This is a genomic window from Streptomyces sp. NBC_00435, assembly GCF_036014235.1.
Classification (GTDB): Bacteria; Actinomycetota; Actinomycetes; order Streptomycetales; family Streptomycetaceae; genus Streptomyces.
Map to the genome: position 1 here is coordinate 5,861,838 of NZ_CP107924.1, position 26,128 is coordinate 5,887,965.

24 protein-coding genes and 3 pseudogenes are annotated in these 26,128 nt (G+C 70.1%); 22 read left to right on the forward strand and 5 right to left on the reverse strand.

Annotation, left to right across the window (positions count from 1 at the left end; all coding sequences use genetic code 11):
• The first annotated feature begins 44 nt into the window (after positions 1-44).
• Positions 45-1,967 (forward strand): ATP-dependent zinc metalloprotease FtsH, encoded by a 1,923-nt coding sequence (gene ftsH / locus OG389_RS27020; RefSeq protein WP_328301032.1) that lies wholly within the window; start codon positions 45-47, stop codon positions 1,965-1,967.
• A gap of 43 nt (positions 1,968-2,010) precedes the next feature.
• Here the strand turns inward: ftsH and OG389_RS27025 are convergent, their stop codons facing one another.
• Positions 2,011-2,688: a methyltransferase type 11 gene (locus tag OG389_RS27025; protein WP_328301033.1), complete on the reverse strand. Its 678-nt coding sequence runs from the start codon at positions 2,686-2,688 to the stop codon at positions 2,011-2,013.
• Positions 2,689-2,819: 131 nt separating this feature from the next.
• Between OG389_RS27025 and proS the strand changes: the two genes are divergently transcribed.
• From proS to OG389_RS27100, 15 genes and pseudogenes are all read left to right on the forward strand, one after another.
• Positions 2,820-4,232 (forward strand): proline--tRNA ligase, encoded by a 1,413-nt coding sequence (gene proS, locus OG389_RS27030; RefSeq protein WP_328301034.1) that lies wholly within the window; start codon positions 2,820-2,822, stop codon positions 4,230-4,232.
• Positions 4,233-4,444: 212 nt separating this feature from the next.
• Positions 4,445-5,044, forward strand: coding sequence for a hypothetical protein (locus tag OG389_RS27035; RefSeq protein WP_328301035.1), 600 nt, complete (start codon positions 4,445-4,447; stop codon positions 5,042-5,044).
• Positions 5,045-5,214: 170 nt separating this feature from the next.
• The gene (gene rpsP / locus OG389_RS27040; RefSeq protein ID WP_243337676.1) at positions 5,215-5,658 is read left to right on the forward strand and encodes a 30S ribosomal protein S16; all 444 of its coding nucleotides are present in this window, start codon (positions 5,215-5,217) and stop codon (positions 5,656-5,658) included.
• 2 nt (positions 5,659-5,660) lie between these two features.
• A complete protein-coding gene (locus OG389_RS27045) occupies positions 5,661-5,900 on the forward strand; it encodes an RNA-binding protein (protein ID WP_030011889.1) in 240 nt (79 codons plus the stop codon).
• Positions 5,901-5,983: 83 nt separating this feature from the next.
• A complete protein-coding gene (rimM, locus tag OG389_RS27050) occupies positions 5,984-6,544 on the forward strand; it encodes a ribosome maturation factor RimM (protein WP_328301036.1) in 561 nt (186 codons plus the stop codon).
• On the forward strand, positions 6,544-7,365 hold the full coding sequence (gene trmD / locus OG389_RS27055; protein WP_328301037.1) for a tRNA (guanosine(37)-N1)-methyltransferase TrmD: 822 nt from the start codon (positions 6,544-6,546) through the stop codon (positions 7,363-7,365). Before rimM ends, trmD begins: the two co-directional genes overlap by 1 nt.
• A gap of 134 nt (positions 7,366-7,499) precedes the next feature.
• On the forward strand, positions 7,500-7,850 hold the full coding sequence (gene rplS, locus OG389_RS27060) for a 50S ribosomal protein L19 (RefSeq protein WP_328301038.1): 351 nt from the start codon (positions 7,500-7,502) through the stop codon (positions 7,848-7,850).
• A gap of 44 nt (positions 7,851-7,894) precedes the next feature.
• Positions 7,895-8,647 carry a signal peptidase I gene (gene lepB / locus OG389_RS27065; protein WP_328301039.1) on the forward strand — a complete coding sequence of 251 codons (753 nt, stop codon included), beginning with the start codon at positions 7,895-7,897 and terminating at the stop codon, positions 8,645-8,647.
• Positions 8,640-9,473 carry a signal peptidase I gene (lepB, locus tag OG389_RS27070; protein ID WP_443059349.1) on the forward strand — a complete coding sequence of 278 codons (834 nt, stop codon included), beginning with the start codon at positions 8,640-8,642 and terminating at the stop codon, positions 9,471-9,473. The genes lepB (OG389_RS27065) and lepB (OG389_RS27070) overlap by 8 nt, the downstream gene beginning before the upstream one ends.
• Before the next feature lie 109 nt (positions 9,474-9,582).
• The gene (lepB, locus tag OG389_RS27075; RefSeq protein WP_328301040.1) at positions 9,583-10,497 is read left to right on the forward strand and encodes a signal peptidase I; all 915 of its coding nucleotides are present in this window, start codon (positions 9,583-9,585) and stop codon (positions 10,495-10,497) included.
• Positions 10,498-10,541: 44 nt separating this feature from the next.
• Complete coding sequence (gene lepB, locus OG389_RS27080; protein ID WP_328301041.1) at positions 10,542-11,318, forward strand: signal peptidase I; 777 nt, start codon at positions 10,542-10,544, stop codon at positions 11,316-11,318.
• A 94-nt stretch (positions 11,319-11,412) separates the two neighbouring features.
• A complete protein-coding gene (locus OG389_RS27085; protein ID WP_328304135.1) occupies positions 11,413-11,880 on the forward strand; it encodes an NUDIX hydrolase in 468 nt (155 codons plus the stop codon).
• 55 nt (positions 11,881-11,935) lie between these two features.
• Positions 11,936-12,244: a DUF2469 domain-containing protein gene (locus OG389_RS27090; RefSeq protein WP_005311352.1), complete on the forward strand. Its 309-nt coding sequence runs from the start codon at positions 11,936-11,938 to the stop codon at positions 12,242-12,244.
• Positions 12,245-12,358: 114 nt separating this feature from the next.
• On the forward strand, positions 12,359-12,730 hold the full coding sequence (locus OG389_RS27095; protein ID WP_328301042.1) for a YraN family protein: 372 nt from the start codon (positions 12,359-12,361) through the stop codon (positions 12,728-12,730).
• Positions 12,730-13,431, forward strand: a pseudogene (locus OG389_RS27100) (magnesium chelatase domain-containing protein); the annotation flags it as partial. The gene OG389_RS27095 and the pseudogene OG389_RS27100, both read left to right, overlap by 1 nt.
• 41 nt (positions 13,432-13,472) lie before the next feature.
• Here the strand turns inward: OG389_RS27100 and OG389_RS27105 are convergent.
• The 4 genes from OG389_RS27105 to OG389_RS27120 form a co-directional block, all read right to left on the reverse strand.
• Positions 13,473-14,363 carry a hypothetical protein gene (locus tag OG389_RS27105; RefSeq protein WP_328301043.1) on the reverse strand — a complete coding sequence of 297 codons (891 nt, stop codon included), beginning with the start codon at positions 14,361-14,363 and terminating at the stop codon, positions 13,473-13,475.
• Positions 14,364-14,427: 64 nt separating this feature from the next.
• Positions 14,428-16,854: a hypothetical protein gene (locus OG389_RS27110; protein WP_328301044.1), complete on the reverse strand. Its 2,427-nt coding sequence runs from the start codon at positions 16,852-16,854 to the stop codon at positions 14,428-14,430.
• Positions 16,851-17,183, reverse strand: coding sequence for a helix-turn-helix domain-containing protein (locus tag OG389_RS27115; RefSeq protein WP_328301045.1), 333 nt, complete (start codon positions 17,181-17,183; stop codon positions 16,851-16,853). The genes OG389_RS27110 and OG389_RS27115 overlap by 4 nt, the downstream gene beginning before the upstream one ends.
• Positions 17,180-18,307 (reverse strand): tyrosine-type recombinase/integrase, encoded by a 1,128-nt coding sequence (locus tag OG389_RS27120; protein ID WP_328301046.1) that lies wholly within the window; start codon positions 18,305-18,307, stop codon positions 17,180-17,182. The genes OG389_RS27115 and OG389_RS27120 overlap by 4 nt, the downstream gene beginning before the upstream one ends.
• A 168-nt stretch (positions 18,308-18,475) precedes the next feature.
• Between OG389_RS27120 and OG389_RS27125 the strand changes: the two are divergent.
• From OG389_RS27125 to OG389_RS27150, 6 genes and pseudogenes are all read left to right on the forward strand, one after another.
• Positions 18,476-19,396: pseudogene (locus tag OG389_RS27125) on the forward strand (ATP-binding protein); the annotation flags it as partial.
• A pseudogene (locus OG389_RS27130) lies at positions 19,393-19,875 on the forward strand (DNA-processing protein DprA); the annotation flags it as partial. The pseudogenes OG389_RS27125 and OG389_RS27130, both read left to right, overlap by 4 nt.
• 198 nt (positions 19,876-20,073) lie before the next feature.
• Positions 20,074-21,498 (forward strand): hypothetical protein, encoded by a 1,425-nt coding sequence (locus OG389_RS27135; RefSeq protein ID WP_328301047.1) that lies wholly within the window; start codon positions 20,074-20,076, stop codon positions 21,496-21,498.
• Between the two features lie 20 nt (positions 21,499-21,518).
• A complete protein-coding gene (locus tag OG389_RS27140) occupies positions 21,519-23,414 on the forward strand; it encodes a hypothetical protein (RefSeq protein WP_328301048.1) in 1,896 nt (631 codons plus the stop codon).
• Positions 23,411-25,561 (forward strand): hypothetical protein, encoded by a 2,151-nt coding sequence (locus OG389_RS27145; protein WP_328301049.1) that lies wholly within the window; start codon positions 23,411-23,413, stop codon positions 25,559-25,561. The genes OG389_RS27140 and OG389_RS27145 overlap by 4 nt, the downstream gene beginning before the upstream one ends.
• A complete protein-coding gene (locus OG389_RS27150; protein ID WP_328301050.1) occupies positions 25,558-26,049 on the forward strand; it encodes a hypothetical protein in 492 nt (163 codons plus the stop codon). Before OG389_RS27145 ends, OG389_RS27150 begins: the two co-directional genes overlap by 4 nt.
• Positions 26,050-26,128 lie beyond the last annotated feature (79 nt).

Here is a 26,128-nt window from a genome sequence, read left to right on the forward strand (position 1 = left end):
TTTGTCGCTTATGGTCGGCCGGGAGGACGGCAGAAGGAGGCCACGTGCCCACCCCCACCCCCGTACCGCCCCGCGACCGGGCCGATACGCCCTGGCGCTCCGAGGGCGCACCGCCCGCCCCACCGCCCAAGAAGAAGATGCCCGGCGGCTGGCGGGGCCTGATCCTCACCGCCCTGATCGTCTACCTGCTGACCAACCTGGTCCTCTCCTTCTTCAACGAGGGCGACGAGCCGACCATCTCGTACACCGAGTTCAGCAAGCAGGTGGCCAGTGGCAACGTCTCGAAGATCTACGCCAAGGGCGACGCCATCCAGGGGCAGCTGAAGTCCAAACAGCCCAAGCCGGACGGTGGGAAGGGCGACTACACGAAATTCGTCTCCCAGCGCCCCGCCTTCGCCGACGACGACCTGTGGGCCAACCTCACCAAGCAGAACGTCGTCGTCACCGCCTCCCCGGTCGTCGAACAGCGCAGCTTCCTCGCCAACCTGCTGCTCTCCCTCGCCCCGATGCTGCTCCTGGTCCTCCTGTGGGTGTTCATCGCCCGCCGGATGAGCGCCGGCATGGGCGGGGGCATGGGCGGACTCGGCCGCAAGGCGCCGCCGAAGCCGGTGGAGCTCGAGGGGGCCAAGCGCACGACCTTCGAGGACGTGGCGGGAATCGACGAGGTCGAGGGCGAACTCAACGACGTCGTGGACTTCCTCAAGAACCCCGACGAGTACCGCAAGATGGGTGCCCGCATGCCCGGCGGCGTCCTGCTCGCCGGCCCGCCCGGCACGGGCAAGACCCTGCTCGCGCGGGCCGTCGCGGGCGAGGCCGGGGTGCCGTTCTTCTCCGCCTCCGCGTCCGAGTTCATCGAGATGATCGTCGGCGTCGGCGCCTCCCGCGTGCGCGAACTCTTCTCCGAGGCGCGCAAGGTGGCCCCCGCCATCGTCTTCATCGACGAGATCGACACCATCGGGCGGGCCCGCGGCGGCGGCGCGGGCATGGGCGGCCACGACGAGCGCGAGCAGACCCTGAACCAGATCCTCACCGAGATGGACGGCTTCTCCGGCTCCGAAGGCGTGGTCGTCCTGGCCGCGACCAACCGGGCCGACGTCCTGGACCCGGCGCTGACCCGGCCGGGCCGTTTCGACCGCACCGTCGTCGTCTCCCCGCCCGACAAGGCCGGCCGGGAAGCCATCCTGCGCATCCACACCCGGGACATCCCGCTCGCCGACGGGGTCGACCTCGCGCAAGTGGCCCGTACGACCCCGGGCATGACCGGAGCCGAACTGGCCAACCTCGCCAACGAAGCGGCCCTGCTCGCGGTCAAGCGCCAGCAGACGCAGGTCACCCAGTCGGACCTCTCCGACGCGCTGGAGAAGGTCCAGCTCGGCGCGGAACGGCCGCTGGTCATGCCGGAGGAGGAGCGCCGCCGCACCGCGTACCACGAGGGCGGGCACGCCCTGCTGGGCATGCTCCAGCCGGGCGCCGACCCGGTCCGCAAGATCACCATCGTGCCGCGCGGCCGGGCGCTCGGCGTCACGCTCTCCACCCCGGAGGCGGACCGCTACGCGTACACCGAGGAGTACCTGCGCGGCCGCATCATCGGGGCGCTCGGGGGCATGGCGGCCGAACAGATCGTCTACGCCGTCATCACCACCGGCGCGGAGAACGACCTCGAACAGGTCACCAGCATCGTCCGCGGCATGGTCGGCCGCTGGGGCATGAGCGCACGCATCGGCCCGCTCACGGCGATCCCCTCGGACGGACAGGGCCCCTACGGCCTGCTGGCCGCCCCCGCCACCCTCGACGCGGTGGACCACGAAATGCGGCGGATCGTGGACGAGTGCTACGAGAAGGCCTGCCGCCTGCTGCGCGAGAACCGCGACAAGCTGGACGCCCTCGCCGACGCCCTGATGGCGAACGAGACCCTGGACGAACCCGCCGCCTACGCCGCCGCAGGCATCCCCCGCCTCCACAAGTGACCGCCGCGCGGGGCCGGTCACCGGCCCCGCGCCGCGGCGGCGGTTACGCCGTACGGGCGATGACGTAGCGGAAGATGTTCGGCAGCCAGACGGCCCCGTCGACTCGTTCGTACGGGTGAAGGGCCTCGGCCAGTTCCTTCTCCACCTGCACCGGGTCGGAGTGCTCGTACAGCCCGGTCGACAGCAGCCCGCGCACCGCGCTGTCCACGTCGGCGTACCCGAAGGGGCAGAACACCCGCCCCGATCCGTCCGGCACCAGCCCGGCGGCGGCCACGAGCGCGTCCAGGTCGCGCGCCACGGGCCCGCCGCCCAGCACCGACGGCACCGTGCACCGCTCCGCCGGACCCCAGTCGGCCAGCACCACCGCGGCCCCCTGCCGGCGCAGCGCCGGCAGGGCCGCGGCCAGGGCGTCCGGGGTGGGTGAGAAGGCCAGCAGGACGTCGTAGGGCACCGCGGGCGCGGGAGGGGCCGCCAGCACCTCCAGGAGCCGCTCCCGGGCCAGCGTCCGGCGCGCCGGATCCGCCTCCACGCCCGTGGCCAGGGCTCCCCGGCCCGAGGCCAGCAGAAGGGCCAGGCCGGCCCCGCAGCCGAGGCCCAGCAGCCGGTCGCCCGGCCCGACCTCCAGCCGGTCGTAGACCGCCTCGTACAGCGGTACCAGCATCCGTTCCTGGATCTCCGCCCAGTCCCGGGCGACAAGCGTCGCCGTCGGCGTCGGTGTCATCGAAAGAGCGCTCCTGATTCCGTGTCGCCCCCGTGCCCCCGTTGCCAGAGAACTCCCGATTCGCCCCCGCGTCCAGAGGAGCGCGCCACCCGATTCACACTCGGCACTCCGGGCGCCGTACCATTCGCGCCATGGCAAAGGCACCCGTTCTCACCCCCCAGGCGGAGGATTTCCCCCGCTGGTACCAGGATCTGATCAACAAGGCCGAGCTGGCCGACAACGGTCCGGTCCGCGGCACGATGGTCATCCGGCCGTACGGCTACGGCCTGTGGGAGCGGATGCAGCAGGAGATGGACGCGCGCATCAAGGACGCGGGCGCCCAGAACGCGTACTTCCCGCTGTTCATCCCGCAGTCGTACCTGACGAGGGAAGCCGAGCACGTCGAGGGCTTCGCCCCCGAGCTCGCGGTCGTCACGCACGGCGGCGGCAAGGAGCTGGACGAGCCTGTCGTCGTCCGCCCCACCTCCGAGACGATCGTCAACGAGTACTTCTCCAAGTGGGTCCAGAGCTACCGCGACCTTCCCCTGCTGATCAACCAGTGGGCGAACGTGGTCCGCTGGGAGATGCGCCCGCGCGTGTTCCTCCGTACGAGCGAGTTCCTCTGGCAGGAGGGCCACACGGCCCACCTCTCCTACGAGGACGCCCGCGACTACGCCGCCCGCATCCACACGGACGTGTACGGCGACTTCATGACCAACGTGCTCGGCATCGACGTGGTGCTCGGCCGCAAGACCGCCAAGGAGCGCTTCGCCGGCGCCATCAACACCCTCACCCTCGAGGGCATGATGGGCGACGGCAAGGCCCTGCAGCTGGGCACGAGCCACGAGCTCGGCACCAACTTCGCCAAGGCCTTCAACACGCAGTACCTGTCGAAGGAAGGCAAGCAGGAGCTCGTCTGGCAGACCTCGTGGGGCGTCTCGACCCGCATGGTCGGCGGGCTGATCATGTCGCACGGCGACGACAACGGCCTGCGGGTCCCGCCGCGCCTCGCGCACGTCCAGGTCGTCGTCATGGCGATCAAGGGCGACGAGGCCGTGGCGAAGGTCCGCGAGCTGGGCGCCCAGCTCAAGGCCGCGGGCCTGCGGGTGTTCGTCGACGACCGCGTCGACACCCCGTTCGGCCGCCGCGCCGTGGACTGGGAGCTCAAGGGCGTACCGGTCCGCGTCGAGATCGGCCCCCGCGACCTGGAGGCCGGCACCGCGATGCTGGCCCGCCGGATCCCGGGCGGCAAGGAGGCCGTGCAGATCTCCGACCTCGCCGCTCTGCTGCCCAAGGTGCTCGAGGAGGACCAGGAGCAGCTGCTGCGCGAGTCCCGCGAGCGCCGACTGGCCCGCACCTCCGACGTCGCGACCATCGGGGAGGCCGCCGAGGCCGCCATCGCCGGTGGCTGGGCGCGGATCCCGTGGGCCGACCTGGGCCCCGAGGGCGAGGCCAAGCTCGCCGAGCAGGCCGTCTCCGTACGCTGCCTGATCGCCGAGGACGGGTCGGTTCCGCAGGCGGACGACGCCCCCGGTAACCTCGCGATCGTCGCGCGCTCGTACTAGCGGGCCCGGCTGACGGCTCTCACGCCCCGGCGTGCGGCTCGCGCCGCGCGCCGGGGCTGTGTCGTCGTTAGCCCTCGTTACGTACCGACTCCTCCTGAGATCTGCGCACCCGTCCTCGTCGGGACGCATGAGACTGAACTGACTGGTACGTGCAAAAAATTTGGAATGGCCCGGAATCGGAACACCTGGGCACTCCGGCTCGTTGTCACGACGTGAGCACGACACCCCCTGTTCTCGCCGCAGAGCTGGCGCAGGCGTGGGCCGATATTCAGCGGTACCACCCCGAGCTGCCTGACCTTGCCGCGCCCGAGTCCCTGATCGGAGAGTCCTCGTCCGCCTGCGGCGCCGAGCTCTCCTTCGAGCGACTGCTGCACGAGGCAGTCCACGGCATCGCCGCCGCCCGCGGAGTGCGTGACACCTCGCGTGCCGGCCGCTACCACAACCGCAGGTTCCTCGCGATCGCCGAGGAGATGGGGCTGGACCACAGCGACGAGCCGCACGCGAGCAGCGGCTTCTCCCTGGTCTCGCTCAATCCCGAGGCGAAGAAGCGCTACCGGCCGACCATGGAGCGCCTCCAGCGCGCGCTGAAGGCGCACACGGTCGCCACGGCGGCCGACACGAAGCGCAGTTTCCGGGGTCCGGCCGCCCGGCACGGATCCTCCGGCGGAGGGGTCCGCGTCAAGGCGGTCTGCGACTGCGGGCGCAACGTGCGGGTCGTCCCCTCCGTGCTGGCCCAGGCCCCGATCGTGTGCGGAGGCTGCATGAAGCCGTTCCGCATTCCCGAGGTCGCGGTGTCGGCAGCCGCTTCCTGACCGGGGCGGACGGGGTGCCCCGGGCGTGTGGCACAATGGACAGCTGTACTCGACAGTCGCATAGGACCCCTCTCTCCTCCGGCTGACGCGTCCATCGGGCACCCGAGTACCGCAACCCCACGTGGCATCTCATGTGCCCAACCACGTCAAGTTCAGGAGACACCACTCCAGTGGCAGTCAAGATCAAGCTCAAGCGCCTCGGCAAGATTCGCCAGCCGCACTACCGCATCGTCGTCGCCGACGCCCGTACCCGTCGGGACGGTCGCGCGATCGAAGAGATCGGTATCTACCACCCGACGTACAACCCGTCGCGCATCGAGGTCAACGCCGAGCGTGCGCAGTACTGGCTGTCGGTCGGCGCCCAGCCCACCGAGGCTGTGCTCGCCATCCTGAAGCTCACCGGTGACTGGCAGGCGCACAAGGGCCTCCCGGCCCCCGCGCCGCTGCTGCAGCCGGCGACGAAGGAGAACAAGCGTCGCTCCTTCGACGAGTTCGCCAAGGCCCTCGAGGGCATCGGCGAGGGCAAGGGCGAAGCCATCACGCAGAAGGCGAAGAAGGCCGACAAGAAGGCGGACGAGGCTGAGGCCGAGACCGCCGAGTCGACCGAGGCCTGAGCATGCTCGAGGAGGCTCTTGAGCACCTCGTGAAGGGCATCGTGGACAACCCCGACGAAGTGCAGGTCGCCTCGCGCAACCTGCGCCGCGGGCAGGTGCTGGAGGTCCGGGTCCACCCTGACGACCTCGGCAAGGTGATCGGCCGCAACGGCCGCACCGCACGTGCTCTGCGTACCGTCGTGGGCGCCATCGGCGGCCGGGGGATCCGCGTCGACCTCGTCGACGTGGACCAGGTCCGCTGAGAAGTATTTGAGTCACCGGCACGGGCCGGGGAGGGCATTGCGCCCGCCCCGGCCCGTCGTCGTCTGAACAGGAGAGACACACAGTGGAGCTGGTAGTCGCGCGGATCGGCCGCGCCCACGGCATCAAGGGCGAAGTCACCGTCGAGGTGCGCACCGACGAGCCGGAACTGCGGCTGAGTCCCGGCGCCGTGCTCCGGACCGAACCGGCGGCGGCGGGTCCGCTGACGGTGGAGACGGGCCGGGTGCACAGCGGAAGGCTGATGCTCCGCTTCGCGGGGGTCAAGGACCGTACCGGCGCCGAGGCGCTGCGCAACATCCTGCTCATCGCCGACGTGGACCCGGCGGAGCTGCCGGCCGAGGACGACGAGTACTACGACCACCAGCTGATGGACCTCGACGTGGTCCTGGAGGACGGCACCGAGGTCGGCCGGATCACCGAGATCTCCCACCTGCCCTCGCAGGACCTCTTCATCGTCGAGCGGCCGGACGGCACCGAGGTGATGATCCCCTTCGTCGAGGAGATCGTCGCCGAGATCGACCTCGTCGAGCAGCGCTGCGTCATCACCCCGCCGCCCGGCCTGATCGACGAGCGGGAGGCGGTCATCGCCTCGACCCGCGACGACGAGGACGGGGACGACGCCTGATGCGTCTCGACGTCGTCACGATCTTTCCCGAGTACCTGGAGCCGCTCAACGTCTCCCTGGTCGGCAAGGCGCGGGCGCGCGGGCAGCTCGACGTACACGTCCACGACCTGCGGGAGTGGACGTACGACCGGCACAACACGGTGGACGACACCCCGTACGGCGGCGGTCCCGGCATGGTCATGAAGACCGAGCCCTGGGGCGAGGCCCTGGACTCGGCGCTGGCCGACGGCTACGAGGCGGGCGCGCACGGGCCCGTCATCGTCGTCCCCACCCCCAGCGGCCGGCCGTTCACCCAGGAACTCGCGGTCGAGCTCTCCGAGCGCCCCTGGCTGATCTTCACGCCGGCCCGGTACGAGGGCATCGACCGCCGGGTCATGGACGAGTACGCCACGCGCGTCCCGGTCTACGAGGTCTCCATCGGGGACTACGTCCTGGCCGGCGGCGAGGCGGCCGTCCTGGTCGTCACCGAGGCCGTGGCCCGGCTGCTGCCCGGGGTGCTCGGCAACGCCGAATCGCACCGCGACGACTCCTTCGCGCCCGGGGACATGGCCAACCTGCTGGAGGGGCCCGTCTACACCAAGCCCCCCGAGTGGCGCGGCCACGGCATCCCCGAGGTGCTGGTCAGCGGCCACCACGGCAGGATCGCGCGCTGGCGCCGCGACGAGGCCTTCCGCCGCACGGCGGGCAACCGCCCGGATCTGATCGAGCGCTGCGAGGCCTCCGCCTTCGACAAGAAGGACCGCGAGCTGCTGAGCATCCTCGGCTGGAAGCCCTCCTCGGACGGCCGATTTTGGCGCAGGCCGCAGAGCGTGGAAGAATAGGCGGCTGCTGTGTGCTCGCGTGCGCCCCTGCCACAGGGGGACAGTCGTCCGCCGAGTCCCGCAGCTCCCGAATTCTCTACGGAAACCCCGCATCGGCGGCCTGTGGCGTCATGCGAAGAAAGCAGAAGAACTTCATGACTCACCTGCTCGACGACGTCAACGCCGCCACCCTGCGCTCGGACCTCCCGGCCTTCCGCCCGGGTGACACGGTCAACGTTCACGTCCGCGTGATCGAGGGCAGCCGCTCCCGTATCCAGCAGTTCAAGGGTGTCGTCATCCGCCGCCAGGGCTCGGGCGTCTCCGAGACCTTCACGGTCCGCAAGGTCTCCTTCAGCGTCGGCGTGGAGCGTACCTTCCCGGTCCACTCCCCGATCTTCGAGAAGATCGAGCTCGTCACCCGTGGTGACGTGCGTCGCGCCAAGCTGTACTTCCTCCGTGAGCTCCGCGGCAAGGCCGCGAAGATCAAGGAGAAGCGCGACCGCTGATCTGCTCCCGGGTTCGGGGAGCAGGCCGGATAGGCTCGCTCCTGATGGACACCGAAGCACCTCACACGCAGCGCGGCCACTCTTCCCCCGACGAGGGGGAGGGGCGGTCGCGTTTCGTGCTTTCCGGGACCGTTTCCGCTTCTGGCTCCGGCAGGGCGGGATGGCTGACCTGGCGGCGGGCCGGGCTGCTGGGTGTGGCCTGCACCGTCTTCCTGCTGCTCCTGAGCAATTTCGTGCTCCAGCCCTTCCTGATCCCGAGCCGCTCGATGGAGCCCACGCTCGAGGTCGGGGACCGGGTACTGGTCAACAAGCTGGCCTACCGGTTCGGCGACCGGCCGGAGCGCGGGGACGTCGTGGTCTTCGACGGCACGGGCTCCTTCGTACCGCAGGGCCCGGACGGCAATCCGGTCGGCCGCGCCGTGCACGGCGCGGCCTCGGCGCTCGGGCTCGCCGAGCCCTCGGACACCGACTTCGCGAAACGGGTCGTCGGCGTCGGCGGCGACGACGTGGCGTGCGACGAGAACGGCCGGATCAAGGTCAATGGGGTACCGCTGGACGAGCCGTACCTCTTCCCCGGCGACTCCGGATCCAAAGTGCCCTTCCGGATCGTCGTGCCCCTTGGGACCCTGTGGGTCATGGGCGATCATCGTTCCCAGTCCCGGGACTCCCGGGATCACCTGGGAGAACCGGGCGGGGGGATGGTGCCGGTGGAGAAGGTGATCGGGCGGGCCGACTGGATCGGCTGGCCGGTTTCGCGCTGGGGCGGCGTACGGTCCACGGGCGGCCGTCGTGGGTAGCCGAGGGCAGGACTCCGGAGCCGCGAAGGACGCCGGATCGGGGCCGGAGCCGGGCGGCCGCGCCGAGCGGCGCCGGACGGCCCGCCGGGTCCGCCGCAGGAGGCGCACCCGCCGGGTGGGTGAGCTGCCCCTGCTGGTGGTGGTGGCGCTGTGCATCGCCCTGATCCTCAAGACCTTCCTGGCGCAGGCCTTCTTCATCCCTTCGGGCTCCATGGAGGAGACGATCCGGATCGGCGACCGGGTCCTCGTGGACAAGCTGACGCCGTGGTTCGGCTCCGAGGTCGAGCGCGGCCAGGTCGTCGTCTTCAAGGACCCCGGCGGCTGGCTCAGCGGGGAGAGCGCCCGCCCGCCCAAGGACCCGGTGGGGGTCAAGCAGATCAAGCAGACCCTCACCTTCATCGGGCTGTTGCCCTCGTCCAACGAACAGGACCTGATCAAACGGGTCATCGGCGTCGGCGGGGACACCGTGAAGTGCTGCGACGCCCGCGGCCGGGTCACCGTCAACGGCTCGCCGCTCGACGAGCCGTACGTCAATCCGGGCAACGCGCCCTCGGAGATCCGGTTCGAGGTGAAGGTCCCCGCCGGGCGGCTCTTCGTCATGGGCGACCACCGGGCGAATTCGGCCGACTCCCGCTACCACCTCGACGAGGGCTTCCAGGGCACCATCTCCGAGGACGACGTGGTCGGCCAAGCCGTGGTGATCGCCTGGCCCTTCGGGCACTGGCGCCGGCTGGAACAGCCCGCCACCTTCCGCATGGTGCCCGACCAGGCGCGCCGCGGCCGCCGCGCGCCCCGTCGCCACCGGCGGTCCGCCTCGTTCGCATAGTGTGTCCTTGGTCTCCCGCGCCTTCGGGAACTCCCGCTCGTTAGGGGAGGGGAGGGCCCGTGCCTGTCGGCCGGGCGGCGATTGCGAACGAGGAGTGGATGTGGGGGACGTGGCGGTTGGTGCACGGTCCGGACGGGACGAGGGTGGCGAGCAGCCGGACGACGCCGTCGAGCACGATGCCGTCAAGAACGACAGCGACGCGAAGGACGGGGCCGCGGCACGACCGCACCGCTCGTTCTGGAAGGAACTGCCGCTCCTGGTGGGCATCGCCCTGCTGCTGGCTCTGCTGATCAAGACCTTCCTGGTGCAGGCGTTCTCGATCCCCTCCGACTCGATGCAGAACACCCTGCAGCGCGGCGACCGGGTGCTCGTGGACAAGCTGACGCCGTGGTTCGGATCGGAGCCCGAGCGTGGTGAGGTCGTGGTCTTCCACGACCCGTCGAACTGGCTCAGCGGGGAGTCCACCCCGGAGCCCAACATCGCGCAGAAGGTCCTCAGCTTCATCGGCCTCATGCCGTCCGCGGAGGAGAAGGACCTGATCAAGCGGACGATCGCCATCGGCGGTGACACGGTCGAGTGCAAGAAGGGGGGACCGGTCGTCGTCAACGGCAAGGAGCTCGACGAGCCGTACATCTTCCCGGGGAACACCCCGTGCGACGACTTCCCCTTCGGCCCGCTGACCGTGCCCAAGGGCAAGATCTGGGTGATGGGCGACCACCGCCAGAACTCCCTGGACTCCCGCTACCACCAGCAGGACCCCACCCACGGCTTCGTGCCCGTCGACGACGTCGTCGGCCGGGCCGTCGTGGTGGCGTGGCCGGTCACCCGCTGGTCCACCCTGCCCGTCCCGGACACCTTCGACCAGCCCGGCATCGGCACGCAGACCAAGGCCACCGCGCTCGGTCTGGGCGCCGCCGGACTGGCTCCGGTCGGGCTCGGCCCGACCGCCCTCGGCTTCGCCGGCGCGGTGCCGGTGGTCCTGTGGGGAAGGCGCAAGCTGACCGCGGGGCGTACCGGCAGGTAGGGTGCCGCCCAGGTCGACGATCTCCGAGTGTGGGGGCGCTTGCAATGGGCGGAACACAAGCAATACGAGCAGGTGACGGCGGTGGCCGCGGTGGTCTCGGCAACATGTTGTCGGGAATCGCCGTGGCCATCGGCTTTGTGCTCTTCCTGGGCGGGTTCGTGTGGGGAGCCGTCGTGTACCAGCCGTACACCGTGCCCACCGACTCGATGGTGCCGACGGTGAAGCCCGGTGACCGGGTGCTGGCGCAGCGCATCGACGGCGGTGAGGTGCGCCGCGGGGACGTGGTCATCTTCAAGGACGCCCAGTGGAGCGATTCACCGATGGTCAAGCGCGTCGTCGGCATCGGTGGCGACACCGTCAAGTGCTGCGGCGACGGCGGACGGCTCACGGTGAACGGCGAGGAGCTGGACGAGCCCTACATCGAGGCGGAGAAGCTCGACGTGGTGGGCGCCCCCGGCGGTTCCGCCTCCCGGACCCCGTTCGAGGTGACGGTGCCGCAGGGCAATCTCTTCCTGCTGGGCGACCGGCGCGGCGCCTCGCTGGACTCCCGGGCCCACCTGGAGGAGGCCGGCCAGGGGACGGTGCCCCGTTCGGCGGTGAACGCCCGGGTCGACGCCCTCGCGTGGCCCTCCATGTCGATGCTGGAGCGGCCCGGGACCTACGCCGCCCTGCCCGGCGGGATCTCGAAGGCGGGGCCGCTGCGCCTCCAGGTGGCGGCGGTGGTGGCGGGAGCCGCCCTGGTGGTGCTCGGAGCCGCGTACGGGCCGGTCGCACGGGTCGTCGGGCGCGGGCGGAGGCGGGAGCGGGCCGGTGTCCGCTGACCAGACGGCGGGGCCGGGGACCGGGACCGGTGCCGGTGCGGGAGGGGGAGCCGCAGCGGACGGGGGGCCGGCCGAGGAGGGCGGGCCCCGCAAGGTGGCGCGGGTGATCCTGCTGGACCCCGAGGACCGGATCCTGCTGCTGCACGGCTTCGAGCCGGCGGACCCGTCGGACGACTGGTGGTTCACCCCGGGCGGCGGCCTCGAAGGGGCCGAGACCCGTGAGCAGGCCGCGCTGCGCGAGCTGGCGGAGGAGACCGGGATCACCGCGGTGGAACTGGGGCCGGTGCTGTGGCACCGCTACTGCTCGTTCCCCTTCGACGGGCGCCGCTGGGAGCAGGACGAGTGGTACTTCCTGGCACGTACCGCCCAGACGGCGACCGAGATGGGCGGGCTCACCGAGCTGGAGCGGCGCAGCGTCTCCGGTGCCAGGTGGTGGACCTCCGAGGAACTGCTGGCGGCACATGAGACGGTGTACCCGACCAGACTCGCAGAGCTGCTCCGCACGCTGCTCGACGACGGTCCCCCGGGTGCGCCCGTGAACCTGGCTCCGGAAATCGTTTAGGGGCGCAGGGGCCTGGCGCACAATAGGGGGACGCACGGCTGAAGGGGAACATGCCATGAGTGCCGAGGACCTCGAGAAGTACGAGACCGAGATGGAGCTGAAGCTCTATCGCGAGTACCGCGACGTCGTCGGGCTGTTCAAGTACGTGATCGAGACCGAACGCCGTTTCTACCTCACCAACGACTACGAGATGCAGGTGCATTCGGTCCAGGGGGAGGTCTTCTTCGAAGTCTCGATGGCGGACGCGTGGGTCTGGGACATGTACCGGCCGGCCCGCTTCGTCAAGCAGGTGCGGGTGCTGACCTTCAAGGACGTGAACATCGAGGAGCTCAACAAGAGCGATCTCGAACTTCCGGGCAGCTGACCGCGGGGGATTCCCTCTCAGGGGGGACGGGGTTGTCCACAACGCCCCCGCCGTCCACCAAGATCCACAAGGTGGGCGGGGACGCGGGACCGTCGGTGCCGGAGGTGGTGCCGGATGAACGCGAAGGGCGTGGCACAGCAGGCATTGGGGCGGTACGGCGAGGACCTCGCGACCCGCAGGCTCACCGAGGCCGGGATGACGGTGATCGCGCGGAACTGGCGCTGTCGCGGTGGGGAGATCGACATCGTCGCCCGGGACGGGGACGCCCTCGTCGTGTGCGAGGTCAAGACCCGGCGGGCGGGGGCGTTCGAGCATCCGATGGCCGCCCTGCGGCCCGGCAAGGCTGAGCGCCTGCGCGGGCTCGCCGGGCGCTGGCTCGCCGACCACGGGGGACCACCCCCGGGCGGAGTGCGCATCGACCTCGTCGGAGTCCTGCTGCCGCGGCGCGGCGGGCCCGTGGTGGAGCACATCAGGGGGGCGGCCTGATGGGGTTCGCGCGAGCCTGCTCGGTCGCCCTCGTGGGTGTCGACGGCGTGGTGGTCGAGGTCCAGGCGGACCTGGAGCCGGGGATCGCCGCCTTCGCCCTGGTGGGGCTGCCCGACAAGACCCTGGTCGAGAGCCGGGACCGGGTCAGGGCGGCCGTGGTGAACTCCGGCGCCGCCTGGCCGCAGAAGAAGCTCACCGTGGGCCTCAGCCCGGCATCGGTCCCGAAGTCGGGCTCGGGTTTCGACCTCGCCGTGGCCGCCGCTGTCCTGGGCGCCGCGGAAGTGCTCGACCCGGCGTCGATCGCCGACCTCGTCCTCATCGGGGAGCTGGGCCTGGACGGCCGGGTGCGTCCCGTGCGGGGAATCCTGCCGGCGGTGCTCGCCGCCGCCGAGGCCGGATACCGGCAGGTCGTGGTCCCGCAGCAGTGCGCGGCCGAGGCCATGCTCGTCCCCGACCTCTCGGTGCTCGGCGTGCGCAGCCTGCGCCAGCTGATCGCGGTGCTCACCGGCGGGGAGGTCCCCGAGGAGGACCCGCCCGATCCGCCGGGGCGCCCGGACCCGATGCTGGCCGGGCTGGTCGTGCCCGGAGCCGGACTCGGCACGGGGGTCGCCCGTGACCGGGACGGGCGGGACTTCCCCGATCTCGCCGACGTCGCCGGACAGCACGGCGCGCGCCGGGCCTTGGAGGTGGCGGCCGCCGGTATTGGTAACCCCGGCTAACAGAGCCCGCTGAATAGCCTGGGCTACCGACCCCTGTGCAGGTCTTCGTCAGGTTCCCAGTAGTCGGCGGGTTCGAGGTCGATGTCTTCGGCGAGATCGCCCAGATGCACCAGCAGCTCACGCTCGACTTCCAGGCCGCAGGCATTGCAGACGAAGTAGTACGGGGTCATGATCCAGAAGACGTGGCCATCGTTCTCACCCCAGCTTGTGTCACCGATGAGCCATCCGGGAGAGTTGCAAACAGGACACTCCTGGTCCTCTTCGCGCTCCATCATGAGATCCGAGCCCTGGCGAGTGATCGTTGCGATGACGACCTCCCGCTCTTTTTCGGACAAATGTCCGAACCTCTGCTTGAAGATGGCCCGTGCTTTCACCAGCTTGCCTTCGAGGAGAACTCGCTCGGCCTTGACCTGTTCGTCGATCAGCTTGTCGTGGAGAACCAGATAGGGCCCCCAGTACTCGTTCGTGTCGACTGCCATCTCTTCGAGGACCGGGTCGACCAGACGCAAGCAGACCGTGAAGATCGCTTCAGCCTGTGTCGGGTCATGTATCGCGCTGTGGGTAACTCCATTGCGGGCGTCCAGAAGGGGGTCGAGGGCCTTCCTGTCGACCACGATCTTGCTGCCTAGTAGCTTCTGGACCCGGGCGTAGGCTTCGCCGAGGCCGATGGTCTTGGCCTTGGTCAGCGGGGCGGCGTGAGATCCCAGCCCCGTGGCGTGCAGCAGCGAGTCGAAGTGGTTGCCATCAACGACCAGGGCTGGATGGTGCCCAGCGAGATATGCCTTCAGGAGGTGTTCTGCGGCGACGCCGGCGTGGTGAACGGCGAAATCGTAGCTGTCCTCTCCTTCGACAAAGGCCGCCAATGCGGCATTCATCCACCGTCGTGATGAAGATTTCAACTTCTCTGAGTCCATGGTCGAGACACTAGGACTACGGGAATGCCGCCCGCTGCGGTTTTCGGTGGTGCCTGGAACCGATTCAGCGACCTCTGGGATGAGGCCGTTCCTGAAGTTCTGCTGCGTAGCGGGCCCACTGCCCTCCGGATTGGGTCCATGCGGTTGCGGTCTCGGGGCTGATGCCAAGGAGCTCGGTCAAGACCGCTGCCGGAAGCTGGGTGGAGAGGTCCATGAGGGCCGCGGTCCGGCCGGGCCGGGAGCGGATGCCCAGTTTCTTGAGCCGGGTCCCGAGGTGGAAATCGCTAAGGTGCCGGCCCGCGAAGGCGCCAGGGAAGAGCCACGGAGAGTCCACTGTGATGCCCATGGTGGAGTGCCCGCGGCGGCGGGCGACAAGCTGCTGGGCAATCTTGTCCAAGGGTTCAGGCAGCAGCAGCGGCTTCTTGCCCAAGGTCAGCGAGGTGGTCTTGCCCTCGATGGTGACGCTGGAGGCCAGCAGCTGGCTGATGACGGTGAGGGGCTGGGCGTAGAGGAGGACGAGAAGTCCGGCGAACCGGTCCTCGATCGCCAGGCTGTCGTCGTCCATGAGGTGGCGGGCGATCTTCCAGCGGTCGGAGTCGTCCGTCGGCTGGACGTGACTCAGCTTCTTCCTGGATGGAATCGCCACTTTTTTGTCCATGTGACGGTTCTTGCGGCACCACTCGACGAACCCGCGGGCGGTGTAGCGGGTCGAGGTGCCGTCGGCCAACCACTCGTCCAGGTGGGCTTGGGTGCAGAGCCCGAGGCTGGTGCCATGGTCCCGCAGCCAGGTCAGCAGGGCCACCGCCGGGCGAACATCGGCCCGGGCCGACGTCACCTGAGCCGAGGTGAGCGGCCGGAGGCCGGCCTCGCGCCGCAGGCGCCGCAGATGGTGCCAGGTCGCGAAGCGCCGGACGAGCTTGCGGTCGCCCTCATCGGCGAGGGTCTCGGTCGCCTCGGTGATCCACCGTTCCAGGACGGCCAGCCGCTCGTCCCGCGGGGGCAGGATCCCGGCCGTGACCAGAGCGGCCCGGAAGAAGCCGACGGACTTGTTCGGGAGGAGGCCGTCCAAGCCGTCGTGGGTGAGCGGGCAGGTGCCGTCCGCGAACGCGCCGAGGATCGTGCGGGTGCTGTCCCGACGGAGCATTTTCAGCCCGCCCTTCACCCCGCCGGCTGCCAAGAGCTGGCGGACCGGTTCGAGTTCGGGCCGCATGGCGCCGTCGTGCGAGAGCAGGTCGAGAAGCTGCCGGTCACGGACGCAGGAATGGCATCGGCCGTAGCTGTGGAGATGCTCGACCGTCCCGCAGAGCCGGCAGGAGTTGAAGGAGACCGGGTTCTTCTCCCAGCAGGTCTCGCAGAGGTGGCCGTCCTCGGTGCGGGCGGCCACGTACTTGTCCTTGCCGCAGCCGATGCAGCGGCGCCGGGCGCGTGAACACGTGTCGCATCGGGGCATCCCGGTCGACGAGCGGTAGCAGCGGCGCGGTCCCTTCCCGCAGAACGAGCAGTTCCCCTGGGCCGGGCGGTAGCACCCCTTGCAGAGCGGGCCGTCGTCGGTGCGGCGTCCGAGGGGCATGATGCGGTCGCAGAGCACGCATTCGATCAGCCGGTCGACTTCATGGCGCCCGCAGGTCGAACACAGCGGGGTCCCGTCGGCTCGGCGGGTGCCCACGACCCGGTCCTTGCCGCAGCCGCCGCAGGGCTCCGTGAACGCCTTCCGGTAACACAGCGGGCAGCAGCGAAGCTCGTTCATGACGTGGGTGAGGGGCCGGACCTGGCCGCAGCCGTCGCAGGCCGGCGCGGTGACGGCAACCCCGGCAGAGGTGAGCGCGGTGATCAGCCGGGCCGCCCGGGCGGACGCCTTGGCGCCCTCGCCGGTCAGCAGGCCCGGGACGTCTTCGATCTCCCAGAGCAGCCGGAACATCAGGTAGAGGTTCCCGGCCGGGGCGACGGACTCGACGGCCTGGCGGATGGCCACGATGTCCGAGCCCGGGACGAAGGCCGCGATGACCGAGCTGATCAGAGCGACGGGGTCCCCATCGGGCATCGTCCAGCAGTCGCGGCAGATCGCCTCTCCGGTGCGGGTGAGGCGATAGACGCGAGCCGGCCGCGAGCACTCGCAGCAGGAAAGGGAGGCGGCACGGGTCTTGTGGTTGCAGGGGCCGCAGACGCGCTTGCCGTCGGCCTGCACGTTGGTGAGCTTCTTCGTGCTGCCGCAGCCGGCGCACTTCGGCAGGACTGCCTGCCGGGCACCCGCCGTGATCAAGGACCGGATGAAGTCGCCGACCACGTGCGGGCCCTCGGGCCGGCCGGAGGTCAGCAGACCGGGGTCGCCGCTGAGGGCGCGGGCCAGACGTTGGCGCTTGGCCCGGGATGCCGCCGCGTCGACGATGGCCTGGCGTATGGATTCCTCGGTCAGGTCCGGCTCGATGCCGGCCATGATGCCGACCACCACGTCGTCCGGTTCGGGCGGTAGAGAGAGCGGTGCAGTGGTCATTTCTCCGTGCCGGTGATGCGTGCCCGGGGCGGGCGGAAGGTGCCGATGCCTGCTTCGGTGCCGTCGGCCGTGCGCTTGAGGCGGGTCGTCTGGGCGGCGGCGGTCGGCCTGACGAGGTCGTCCATCGGGCAGCCGAAGATGTCGAGCAGGGCCATCAACACCTTCAGGCTGAGCCTTTCCGGCTTCTCCGTGACCAGCCGGTAGACCTGGCTCGTCGAGAGCTTTACCTGGCGCTCGGCCAGCAGCGGCTGCAGGGCCGCAGTGGTGAACATGCCCTGCTCAGCCATGACCTCGCGCAGCCGCCAGGTGTAGTCCAGCTTGGCCGTCATCCGGTTCCTCCCAAGTCCGCGTCCCGTTCGAAGGCACGGTTCAGTGCCTTCCGCATCATTGTGTTCATGAAGTCGCCGCTGACCGCCGTGTAGATCGCGGTCGTGCTCGCGTAGAGGTGCCCGACCTGGTCCTGTACGAACTTCGGGTCGACGCCGTCCTCGATCTGGTGCGTGACGTGGCTGTGCCGCAGCGAGTGCGGCGTGAGCTCGGCAGGCAGCTTGATCGCGTCGCGGTAGGCGGTGAACCGGTCGTTGACCTCACGCGGCTGCAGACGGCCCTGGCGTTCGGTCAGCCAGAGAGCCGCGTGGTCCGGGACCCCGAAGCGGGGCCGGATGTTCACCACGTAGTCCTCCACCGCCTCCACCGCCCACGGCATCACGCTGGCGACGTTCCGCCGCCGCGGCGGCGAACCCTTCGTCGCCTTGCCCCAGCGGACCTGCAGCATCCCGTACCGGCCCAGCTCAGGCGCGGAAGCGTTGCGGTGGAAGTCCACCAGATCCAGCTTGCAGCCCTCGGTCCGGCGCAGACCCCAGCCGTAGAGAACCTTGAACAGCGTCGCGTCCCGGTAGGCCGCCAGGGCGCCCTTGCGGCGGCTGCGGGCCGCGACCTCGATCCGGTCGTCGCAGTAGTCGAAGAACTTCTGCAGTTCCTCGCGGGTGAAGGGACGCCTCTCGCCCTGGCCCTCGTAGTCGGTCAGGTGCTGAATGGTGTTCCACTCGTGGCAGATCTGGGTCGGGTGGGTGCCGAACCGCTTCTCGCACTCGTCAGCCCACCCGTAGGCAGGACTGGTCAGGAAGTCGCAGAACAGCCGGACCGTCAGCTGATACGACCGCAACGTCGAATGTGCCAGCCCCTTCTCGCTGATCAGGGACGTCATCCACTCGTCCATGTGCGAGGACGTCCAGTTCCACGGGTACTCGTTGGTGAACAGCGAAAACTGGCGCAACTGCCCTTCGCGGCCGCGGATCGTCTTCGCTGCCAGACGCCGGCCACCCCGCTGCTGCTTCTCGAACCCGCTCAGCATCCCCTCGAAGACCGAGTCCTCGGGACGCAGAAGCGCGACCCCGTCGACCAGCTCCAGCCGAGCAGCTCCAGCGATAGGGCGATTTGCGTCGTTCGACACCTTAGAGTCCTTCCCGTTCAGTGCATGAATCTTGCATCAGACGGGAACTGGCAAGCAAATGTGCAGGTCAGGGGGCTGGTGTACGGTGACGGGACGGTCGGGCATCGTCCGAGATCAGCGGCTTACAGCCCCTACCGATCGTGCATCGGATGCAATACCGCGCAGTTGGGACACCACCTCTTCCTCAGCGGGCCGCCCGGCGCGGGCAAGACGATGCTGGCCGAGCGGATCCCCTGGATCCTGCCCCCACTCACCCGGCAGGACTCGCTGGAGGTCACGGCCGTGCACTCGGTCGCGGGAATCCTGCCACCGGGCGAACCGCTCGTGGCGCGGCCCCCGTACTGCGCCCCGCACCATTCGGCGACCATGCAGTCCCTCGTCGGGGGCGGAGCCGGGGTGGCCAGGCCCGGAGCGGTGTCCCTGGCACACCGGGGGGTGCTGTTCCTCGACGAGGCCGCGGAGTTCAGCGCCAAGGCCCTGGACGCCCTGCGCCAGCCCCTGGAAGCCGGGCACGTGGTCATCGCCCGGACCGCCGGCGTGGTACGTCTTCCGGCCAGGTTCCTGATGGTGCTCGCCGCCAATCCCTGCCCGTGCGGGCGGCACACCCTGCGCGGGGCCGGCTGCGACTGCCCGGCCTCGGTGATCCGGCGCTACCAGGCCCGGCTGTCCGGGCCGCTGCTGGACCGGGTGGACCTGCGGGTCGAGGTCGAGCCGGTCACCCGCTCCGACCTGCTGGGTCGCGGTGGCCGCGGCGAAGCCACGGCGGCGGTCGCCGACCGGGTCCGCGAGGCCCGCGATCGGGCGGCCGCCCGTCTCGGGGGGACGCCCTGGCGGCTCAACGCGGAGGTCCCCGGCCACGAGCTGCGGACCCGCTGGCCGGCCGCCCCGGGGGCACTGGCACAGGCCGAGCAGGACCTGGAGCGCGGCCTGCTCACCGCGCGCGGTCTCGACCGGGTGCTCCGGGTCGCCTGGACGGTGGCCGACCTCAGGGGCCGGGACCGCCCCGACGCCCTGGACGCGGCCGTCGCCCTGGAGCTGCGGACCGGAATCGCCCGGGGAGCGGTGGCGGCGCTGGGAGGGGCGTCATGACCGGCCCCGGCGCGCGGGCGGAGATGCTCGCGCGGGCCGCGCTGACGCGGGTGCTGGAGCCCGGGGAGGAGCGCGGCGGGCGCTGGCTGCGCGCGTACGGTGCCGTCGGGCTGATACGGCTGCTGACCGGGCCGGACCCGGAGCCCGGTAAGCCGGCCGGGGTCGGCGGGGAGCGGCTCGCCGGATACCGGCGGCGGGCCGCCCTGGCAGACCCCGAGCGGGACCTGGCGGCCGCCGCCGAGACGGGGGGCCGGTTCGTCTGCCCCGGATCGGCGGAGTGGCCCAGTCAGCTGGACGACCTCGGCGACTCCCGGCCGGTCGGACTGTGGGTACGGGGCCGGCCGAGCCTGCGCACCTGGGCGCTGCGCTCGGTGGCGGTGGTCGGGGCCCGCGCGTGCACCCCGTACGGGGCACACATGGCCCAGACTCTCGCCGCCGGACTCGCCGAGCGCGGCTGGGTGGTCGTCTCGGGGGCCGCGTTGCTTCTCTAGCGAGATCCCTGTTGTTGTAGATCCGTGTTGCTGGGCCTGGGCACAGGTGACGTCACCCATTCGGGTGAACGATGGCTGTTGGGATCCCGGTGTGACGTGGGGCTATGCAAGATCCGTGACGTGAGATGGAAGGTCTACTTTCACGGGGAACGGGTGGATCTTCTCCCCGGGTACGACGATCCGGTCGTGTTGCAACACAGGGACGTCCTGTTGCGGGCCGCGGCGGCGCCGCGGAGGCCCGGTCAGCCCTTCCTGCTGGATCCGCTGGGGGCTCCGGATCTGCGGGTGGACCGATGGTTCGACAGTGACGAGGTACGGGACCTGGGTCGGCTGACCTGGCGGAAGTACGCGTACAGCCTCGTGGTGTGGCTGAGCTTCTTGTGGGCGTACGAACGGCCGTGGGACGACGTGGAGCCGACCGTGGTGGAGGCTTTCAAGACCTGGCGGATGCTGGACGGGCGCAACACGCGGCTCGTGGAGTCGGGCACCTACAGCGACAACCTCGTCAACATCCGGCTGTTCTATCTGTGGGCGGCGCACGAGTTTCAGGTCCCCAACCCGATCCGCACTCGCCCGGGCCGGGGCAAGCGCCGGGACGGTACTCAGTCGGAGAAGTTGGTGACTGACCCGAAGGCCACACGGGACCGGGACGTGAAGTGGTTCGACCCCCCGGGCTACGAGCGGTATCGCGACTGCGGGCTGCTCGGGTTGACGCTGGAGGGCGATGAGGACCCGGGCTGGCGGGGCCGCAACGGGCAGCGCAATGCCGCGTTCGCGGACTGTCTCTACAACTCGGGGCTGCGGCTGGAGGAGGGCGGCTCGCTGCTGCTGGTCGAGCTCCCGCCGGACGACCCCAGTCGCGGCTTCTACACCTGCCACCTGGCCGAACAGACGGCTAAGGGCAACGTGGCGAGGAAGTACTGGATGTCGCGCAAGGGTCTGGTGCCGGTGCTGAACTACTGCGAGGGCGAGCGGGCCACGGCGGTGCGGCGGGCCCAGGCTGCCGGTCGCTATGAGCGCATGACGGGGACCCGGTTGCTCACGCGGATGTTGCCGGGGCGGCGGGCGAGGCTGGTCGGGCAGGACGGTGTGGTGGAGGAGGTGCCGCTCGACTCGCTGACGCCGGAGGCCCGCCGGCTGCTGCTGCGTGAGACGCCGCAGGGTTTGGAGCCGGTGGCGCTGTGGTTGAACGAGGACGGGATGCCGCGGGACCCGCACGGGTGGCAGCACATCTTCACGCAGGCCAACAAGCGGCTGCGGGACGACCTGGGGCTGGAGGGGTTCGCCGGGGCCGCCCACATGCTCCGCCACAGCTTCGCACTGCGCTGGTTCTCGGTGGGGCGGCTGCTGTTCGACAAGAAGTTCGCGCACCTGGACGGGGAGGAACTGCGAGACCTTCGCTACGAGTTCGGCAGCACCTGGGACCTGGTGCGGCTTTTGCTCGGACATGCGGACCAGCGCACCACCAAGCAGACGTACTTGGAGCCGTTCGAGGCTTTGGAGGTGGAGTTGCTGCTGATGCATGCCAACAACAGCGGCATCTCGGACCTGATGGCGGCGGTCTATGGCGCCGACCGGCGGGTGCTGGGCGATCCGGTGGCGGGTCGGTGAGCCCGGGGCGGCAGGCGGGGATGCCGGAGGCGGGTTACACCCCGCCGCAGCGGCTGTTCCTGGAGGACGGCCAGTGCCGGGTGCGGTTCTTCTCCGAGCAGGACCCCGACGAGGTGATCGATTACGACTTCACGACGTTCCCGGTGGCTCGCCCGCTGCAGGAGGCGTTCGCCCGCGCCTTCGACGCGCATGTGGGGCCGGCGGGGAAGGTGAACTCGTCCGGGGCTGCCGGCAACGCCTTCAGGCAGCTGGGTTACTTCATCGACGTCCTGGTTTTCGACGAGGAACGGCCGCAGGCCCCGGCGGACCTGGCTCCGCGGCACCTGAAGGCGTTCTTACTGAACAGGGGGGACGCGCCGACCGCCGCGATGGCGGTGGGACTGCTTCGGTCACTGCTGGCGAACATGGAGGGGCTGACGCCGCAGTTTGCCGCCCAGTGCGCGCAGTGGGTGCCCGACCGCCGGGAGAAGATCGTCTCGCGGGGCAGCTACAGCCCGGCCGAGGAGAAGGCGATCCTGGATGCCGCTCGGAGGGTGGTGCGGGCGGCCGCGAAGCGCATCAGGGAGTCCCGCGGGGTGCTGGAGCGGTGGCGTGAGGGCGGTATCTCACGCGAGGACGAGCCGGTGCTCTACGAGTACGGCTCGATCCTCGACATGGTCGAGACGACCGGTGAGATGCCGCGCAACAAGCGGGGCAACGGCCTGGCGCGGTGGATCGTCCCGCACGGCACCGTGACCGATCTGACCACCCGGTTGCACCTGAGCCTGGCCGAGACCTCCGCGCTGGTGATTCTGCTGGTGCGGATGACTGGCGAGAACGGCTCGACGATCATCAAGGCGCCGGCGGCCATTCACCGCCCTGACGGCGGGGCCGGGCCGCTGGCCACGATCCAGGTCGACTTGAGCAAGCCCCGGCGGGGCCCGCGGCGCTACATGACCACCGCGCTGAGCGACCTGCCGCCCTGGGCGGCGGCGCCGGACGAGGAGGGCGAGGTCTCGGCCCGCGACGAGCTGCACACGCCGTTCGGCCTCTACATGCTCGCGCTGGAGCTGGCCGCCTCGTCGCGGCGGATCAAGGGCAGCGACCGGCTGCTGGTCTACTGGGTTCCTAAGGCGGGCAAGGGCCCGAAGGCCAAGCGGGCCGAGGTGGTCAACCGCCGCAACGAGTCCGGGCGGGGGTTCCGCGACCGGCTCTCGGACTCGGCGGTCGGAGTCTGGGGCGCCGGCTTGAACCTGGTCGCCGAGGAGCCGGGCGAGGACGGCAAGCCGCAGCGGCTGATCGTGGGCGTCGGACGGATGCGGGTCACCCACGGCGCACGGGAACAGAAACCGGTGGCCCAGACCCGGGAGACGCTGGCGAACATCTACCTGCGGCGGGACAAGTCGAGCCTGCGTGAGTACCAGAAGCTGGTCGCCGACGTCCTGGAGAAGGAAGTCGTCAAGGCCCGCACCGTGGGCCGCATCACCCGGTTGAGTACGGCGGATGTCGCCGAGGCACTGCGCGACCCGGAGGCGGTGGCCAAACGGCTCGGGGTGACCACGGAGATGATGCGGCTGCTGGTCGCGAGGGACGCCGACACGGTGCTGGCCGCCTGCGCGGATAACGAGAACAGCCCGCACAGCCCGCCTGGCGAGCCCTGCCGGGCCTCGTTCCTGAAGTGCCTGGAATGCCCGTGCGCCCGCGCGATGCCGCACCATCTGCCGCTTCAGGTGGTCGCCCGGGACATGATCGAGGAACGGCGCACACACATGACGGCCTTGCGATGGGCCGAGCGGTTCGCCCTGCCCTTTGAGGAGCTGGAGGACCTGATCCGACTGGCAGGCAAACCAGCCGAGGACCGGGCCCGCACGGCAGCCGGTGAGGAAGAGCGAGAACTGGTACGGCGGCTGCTGGACGGGGAGCTGGACGAGCGATGAACACCGACGACGCCGTTCTTGAGCCGAAAGAGATCTTCGTGCCCGGCCCCGGCACGGTGGTTCTGCAGAACCGGCAACTGAGGGAGGGCACGGACCGCTCGACGTTGTCGGTGGTGGGCGACATGCGCTGGAACCTGAGGCCGGCGATCCTTGAGGATCACATGGCCTCGGTCAGCATCAACTTCGCGTTGGTGCCCGAGCGGTTCCGGGACATCGCCAAGATCTACATCTGGATGGAACTGAACTGCGACGAGGATCTGACGATCCTTCGCCGGGCGAGCATCAACGGCAAGCTGGCCGTTTACACGATGGTTTCCCAGCTCCGCTGCCTGCGCGGGCTGCTGGACTGGATGGATGTCTACGGGTTCGCCTCGATCGCGGAGGTGACGCCGGAGGACCTGGAGGACTACCTCGACGGGGTCCGGGACGCGGAGCTCACGCACGGCAACCGCTGCGATCTGTTGCAGGCCGTTCGCCGGTTGTGGGCCTTCCGCGAGCTGCTGCCGGCCGAGGGGCGGCTTCCCGAAATGCCGCCCTGGGGCGGGAAGGACTCCAGGATCCTGCTGGGCAAGTCCCAGCGGGACCGGGAGAACGCCACCGCCCGCATCCAGGAGCCGACGATGGCGATGACGGTGTTGTGGGCGGCCCGGTTCGTCGAGGACTTCGCCGAGGACATCATCGCGGCCATGGAGGAGTTCCGGCCGCTGTTCGGCCTCAAACCCGGCCGTTACAGCCCCGGCCCGCACCGCCGGATCCGGGTCCCGGGCAAGGCCGGGGCGACGCCGGAGGTCGGTGCCTTGATCGAATCCTTCCGCGCGGGAGGCCGTGACCTGCCGGGCAGGCGGCGGGAGGACGGCACCTGGGAGCCGGACTGGCCCTTCCTCGCCAAGCTCCTGGATATCTCGCCCACCGCGATGCAGAAAAACCAGGCATACCGGAACATGTTCCTCTCCTCCGGCATCCCCGTCGCCCGCGGCACGTTCCTTACGGCCCGCCCGAAGGGCCTGCTGGACGGCGAGCCCTGGACGAAGAACATCGCCTACGGCGACGTCAAGAAGATGGTGCGGACGCTCTCGACCGCGTGCTTCCTTCTGGTGGCCTACCTGACCGGCTGCCGCCCCGGGGAGGCGGTCAGCCTGCGGCGCGGCTGCCTGCGCCGGGACAAGGTGACGAAACTGTGGGAGGTCCACGGCCGGAAATGGAAGAACGCCCGCGACGAGAACGGCGCCAAGATCCCCGAGGGCCAGTTCCGCGACGAGCCGTGGATCGCTCCCGATCTGGTCGCCACGGCGATCGGAGTCCAAGAACGCCTTCACGACGCCGAGGCCCTCTTTCCCGTTTGGCTGGTGGCGGACGAGCGTGACCAGCACGAAGGCGGCGAGGCCCGCACCCTCGGCTCGATCAACGCCGATCTGAACCGCTTCATCGCCTGGGTGAACGACTTCTGCGACCGGCACGGCCGCAGCGACGTGATCCCCGTCGATCCGCAGCAGCTGACCATTTCACGCCTGAGGCGCACGCTGGCGTGGTTCATCTGCCGCCGCCCGCGGGGCATGGTCGCCGCGGCGATTCAGTACGGGCACCTGCGGGTTCAGATCACCCAGGGCTATGCCGGCACATACGCGTCTGGCTTCCCCGACGACCTTGCGTTCGAGCGGTGGCTGACCCGGCTGGAGGACCTGCAGGACGCCGACCGGCGTCTCAAGGCTGGCGAACACGTCAGCGGCCCGGCCGCCGGCGCCTACAGGTCGCGGGTGAGCGGAGGGACGAAGAAGTTCGCCGGGCGGGTCCTGCGGACCGGGGCAGAGGCGAGACACGTGATGGCGAACCCCTCGCTGCAGATCTACCCCGGAAGGGGAATGACCTGTGTCTTCGCCGCCGCGACGGCACGCTGCGAGCTGGAGCCCTCCCTCGATGACGCACGGGTCACCCCGGACACTGAGGGCTGCCATCCGGCCTGCGGCAACATCTGCCGCACCGAAGAGAACATCGACGAGCTGCGGGCCGAGGCCGCCGGGCTGCGGATCACGGTCGCTGACGAGGTGAGCCCGCCGATCCGCTGGGAACGCGAACGCCGCCGCCTGGTCTACCTGGACAACCTCATCGACGAGCACGAGTGCGGGCGCCCGGGAGGCGAAACCCGGTGAAGGCCGAGCAGGATCCGCCGAAAGATTTGTGCCTCAAGCTGCGGGCCGCCGCCGACAGGCTGCTTGCCGGCACCCCACTGCACTCCTCGGGCAAGCTCACCATCCTCGACCTCGCCGAGGAAGCCCAGGTCAAACGGTGGCTGCTGACGCACAAGTACCCGACCACGCTCATGGCCAAGTACCAGGCGGAGTTCAAAGCCGCCCGGCACAAGAGCGAGCCGGTCAAGAAGGCCGAGGCCGAGATCGACAAGCTCCGCGAGGACCTGAGTAGGGTCCGCAAGGAGAATCGGCAGCTGGCGGACCTGTTGGGCACCTACGCGGTCATGATCGAGCAGCTGGCCCGGGAACGGGCCGAAGCAATCACCGAACGCGGCGAGGCCCTGGCCGCCCGGGACGCCGCACTGGGCGTCACCGCCCTGAACCCACCACCGCAGCGAACCGCCCCTGCTGGACGGGTCCACCGCCCGCTCCCACGGGGGCGCCGGTGACCACTTCCACTGCATGTTCACGCTCGAAGGCCAGCGCGCAGACCCTTCTACTGGGGCACACTCCACCGCATCGAACAGC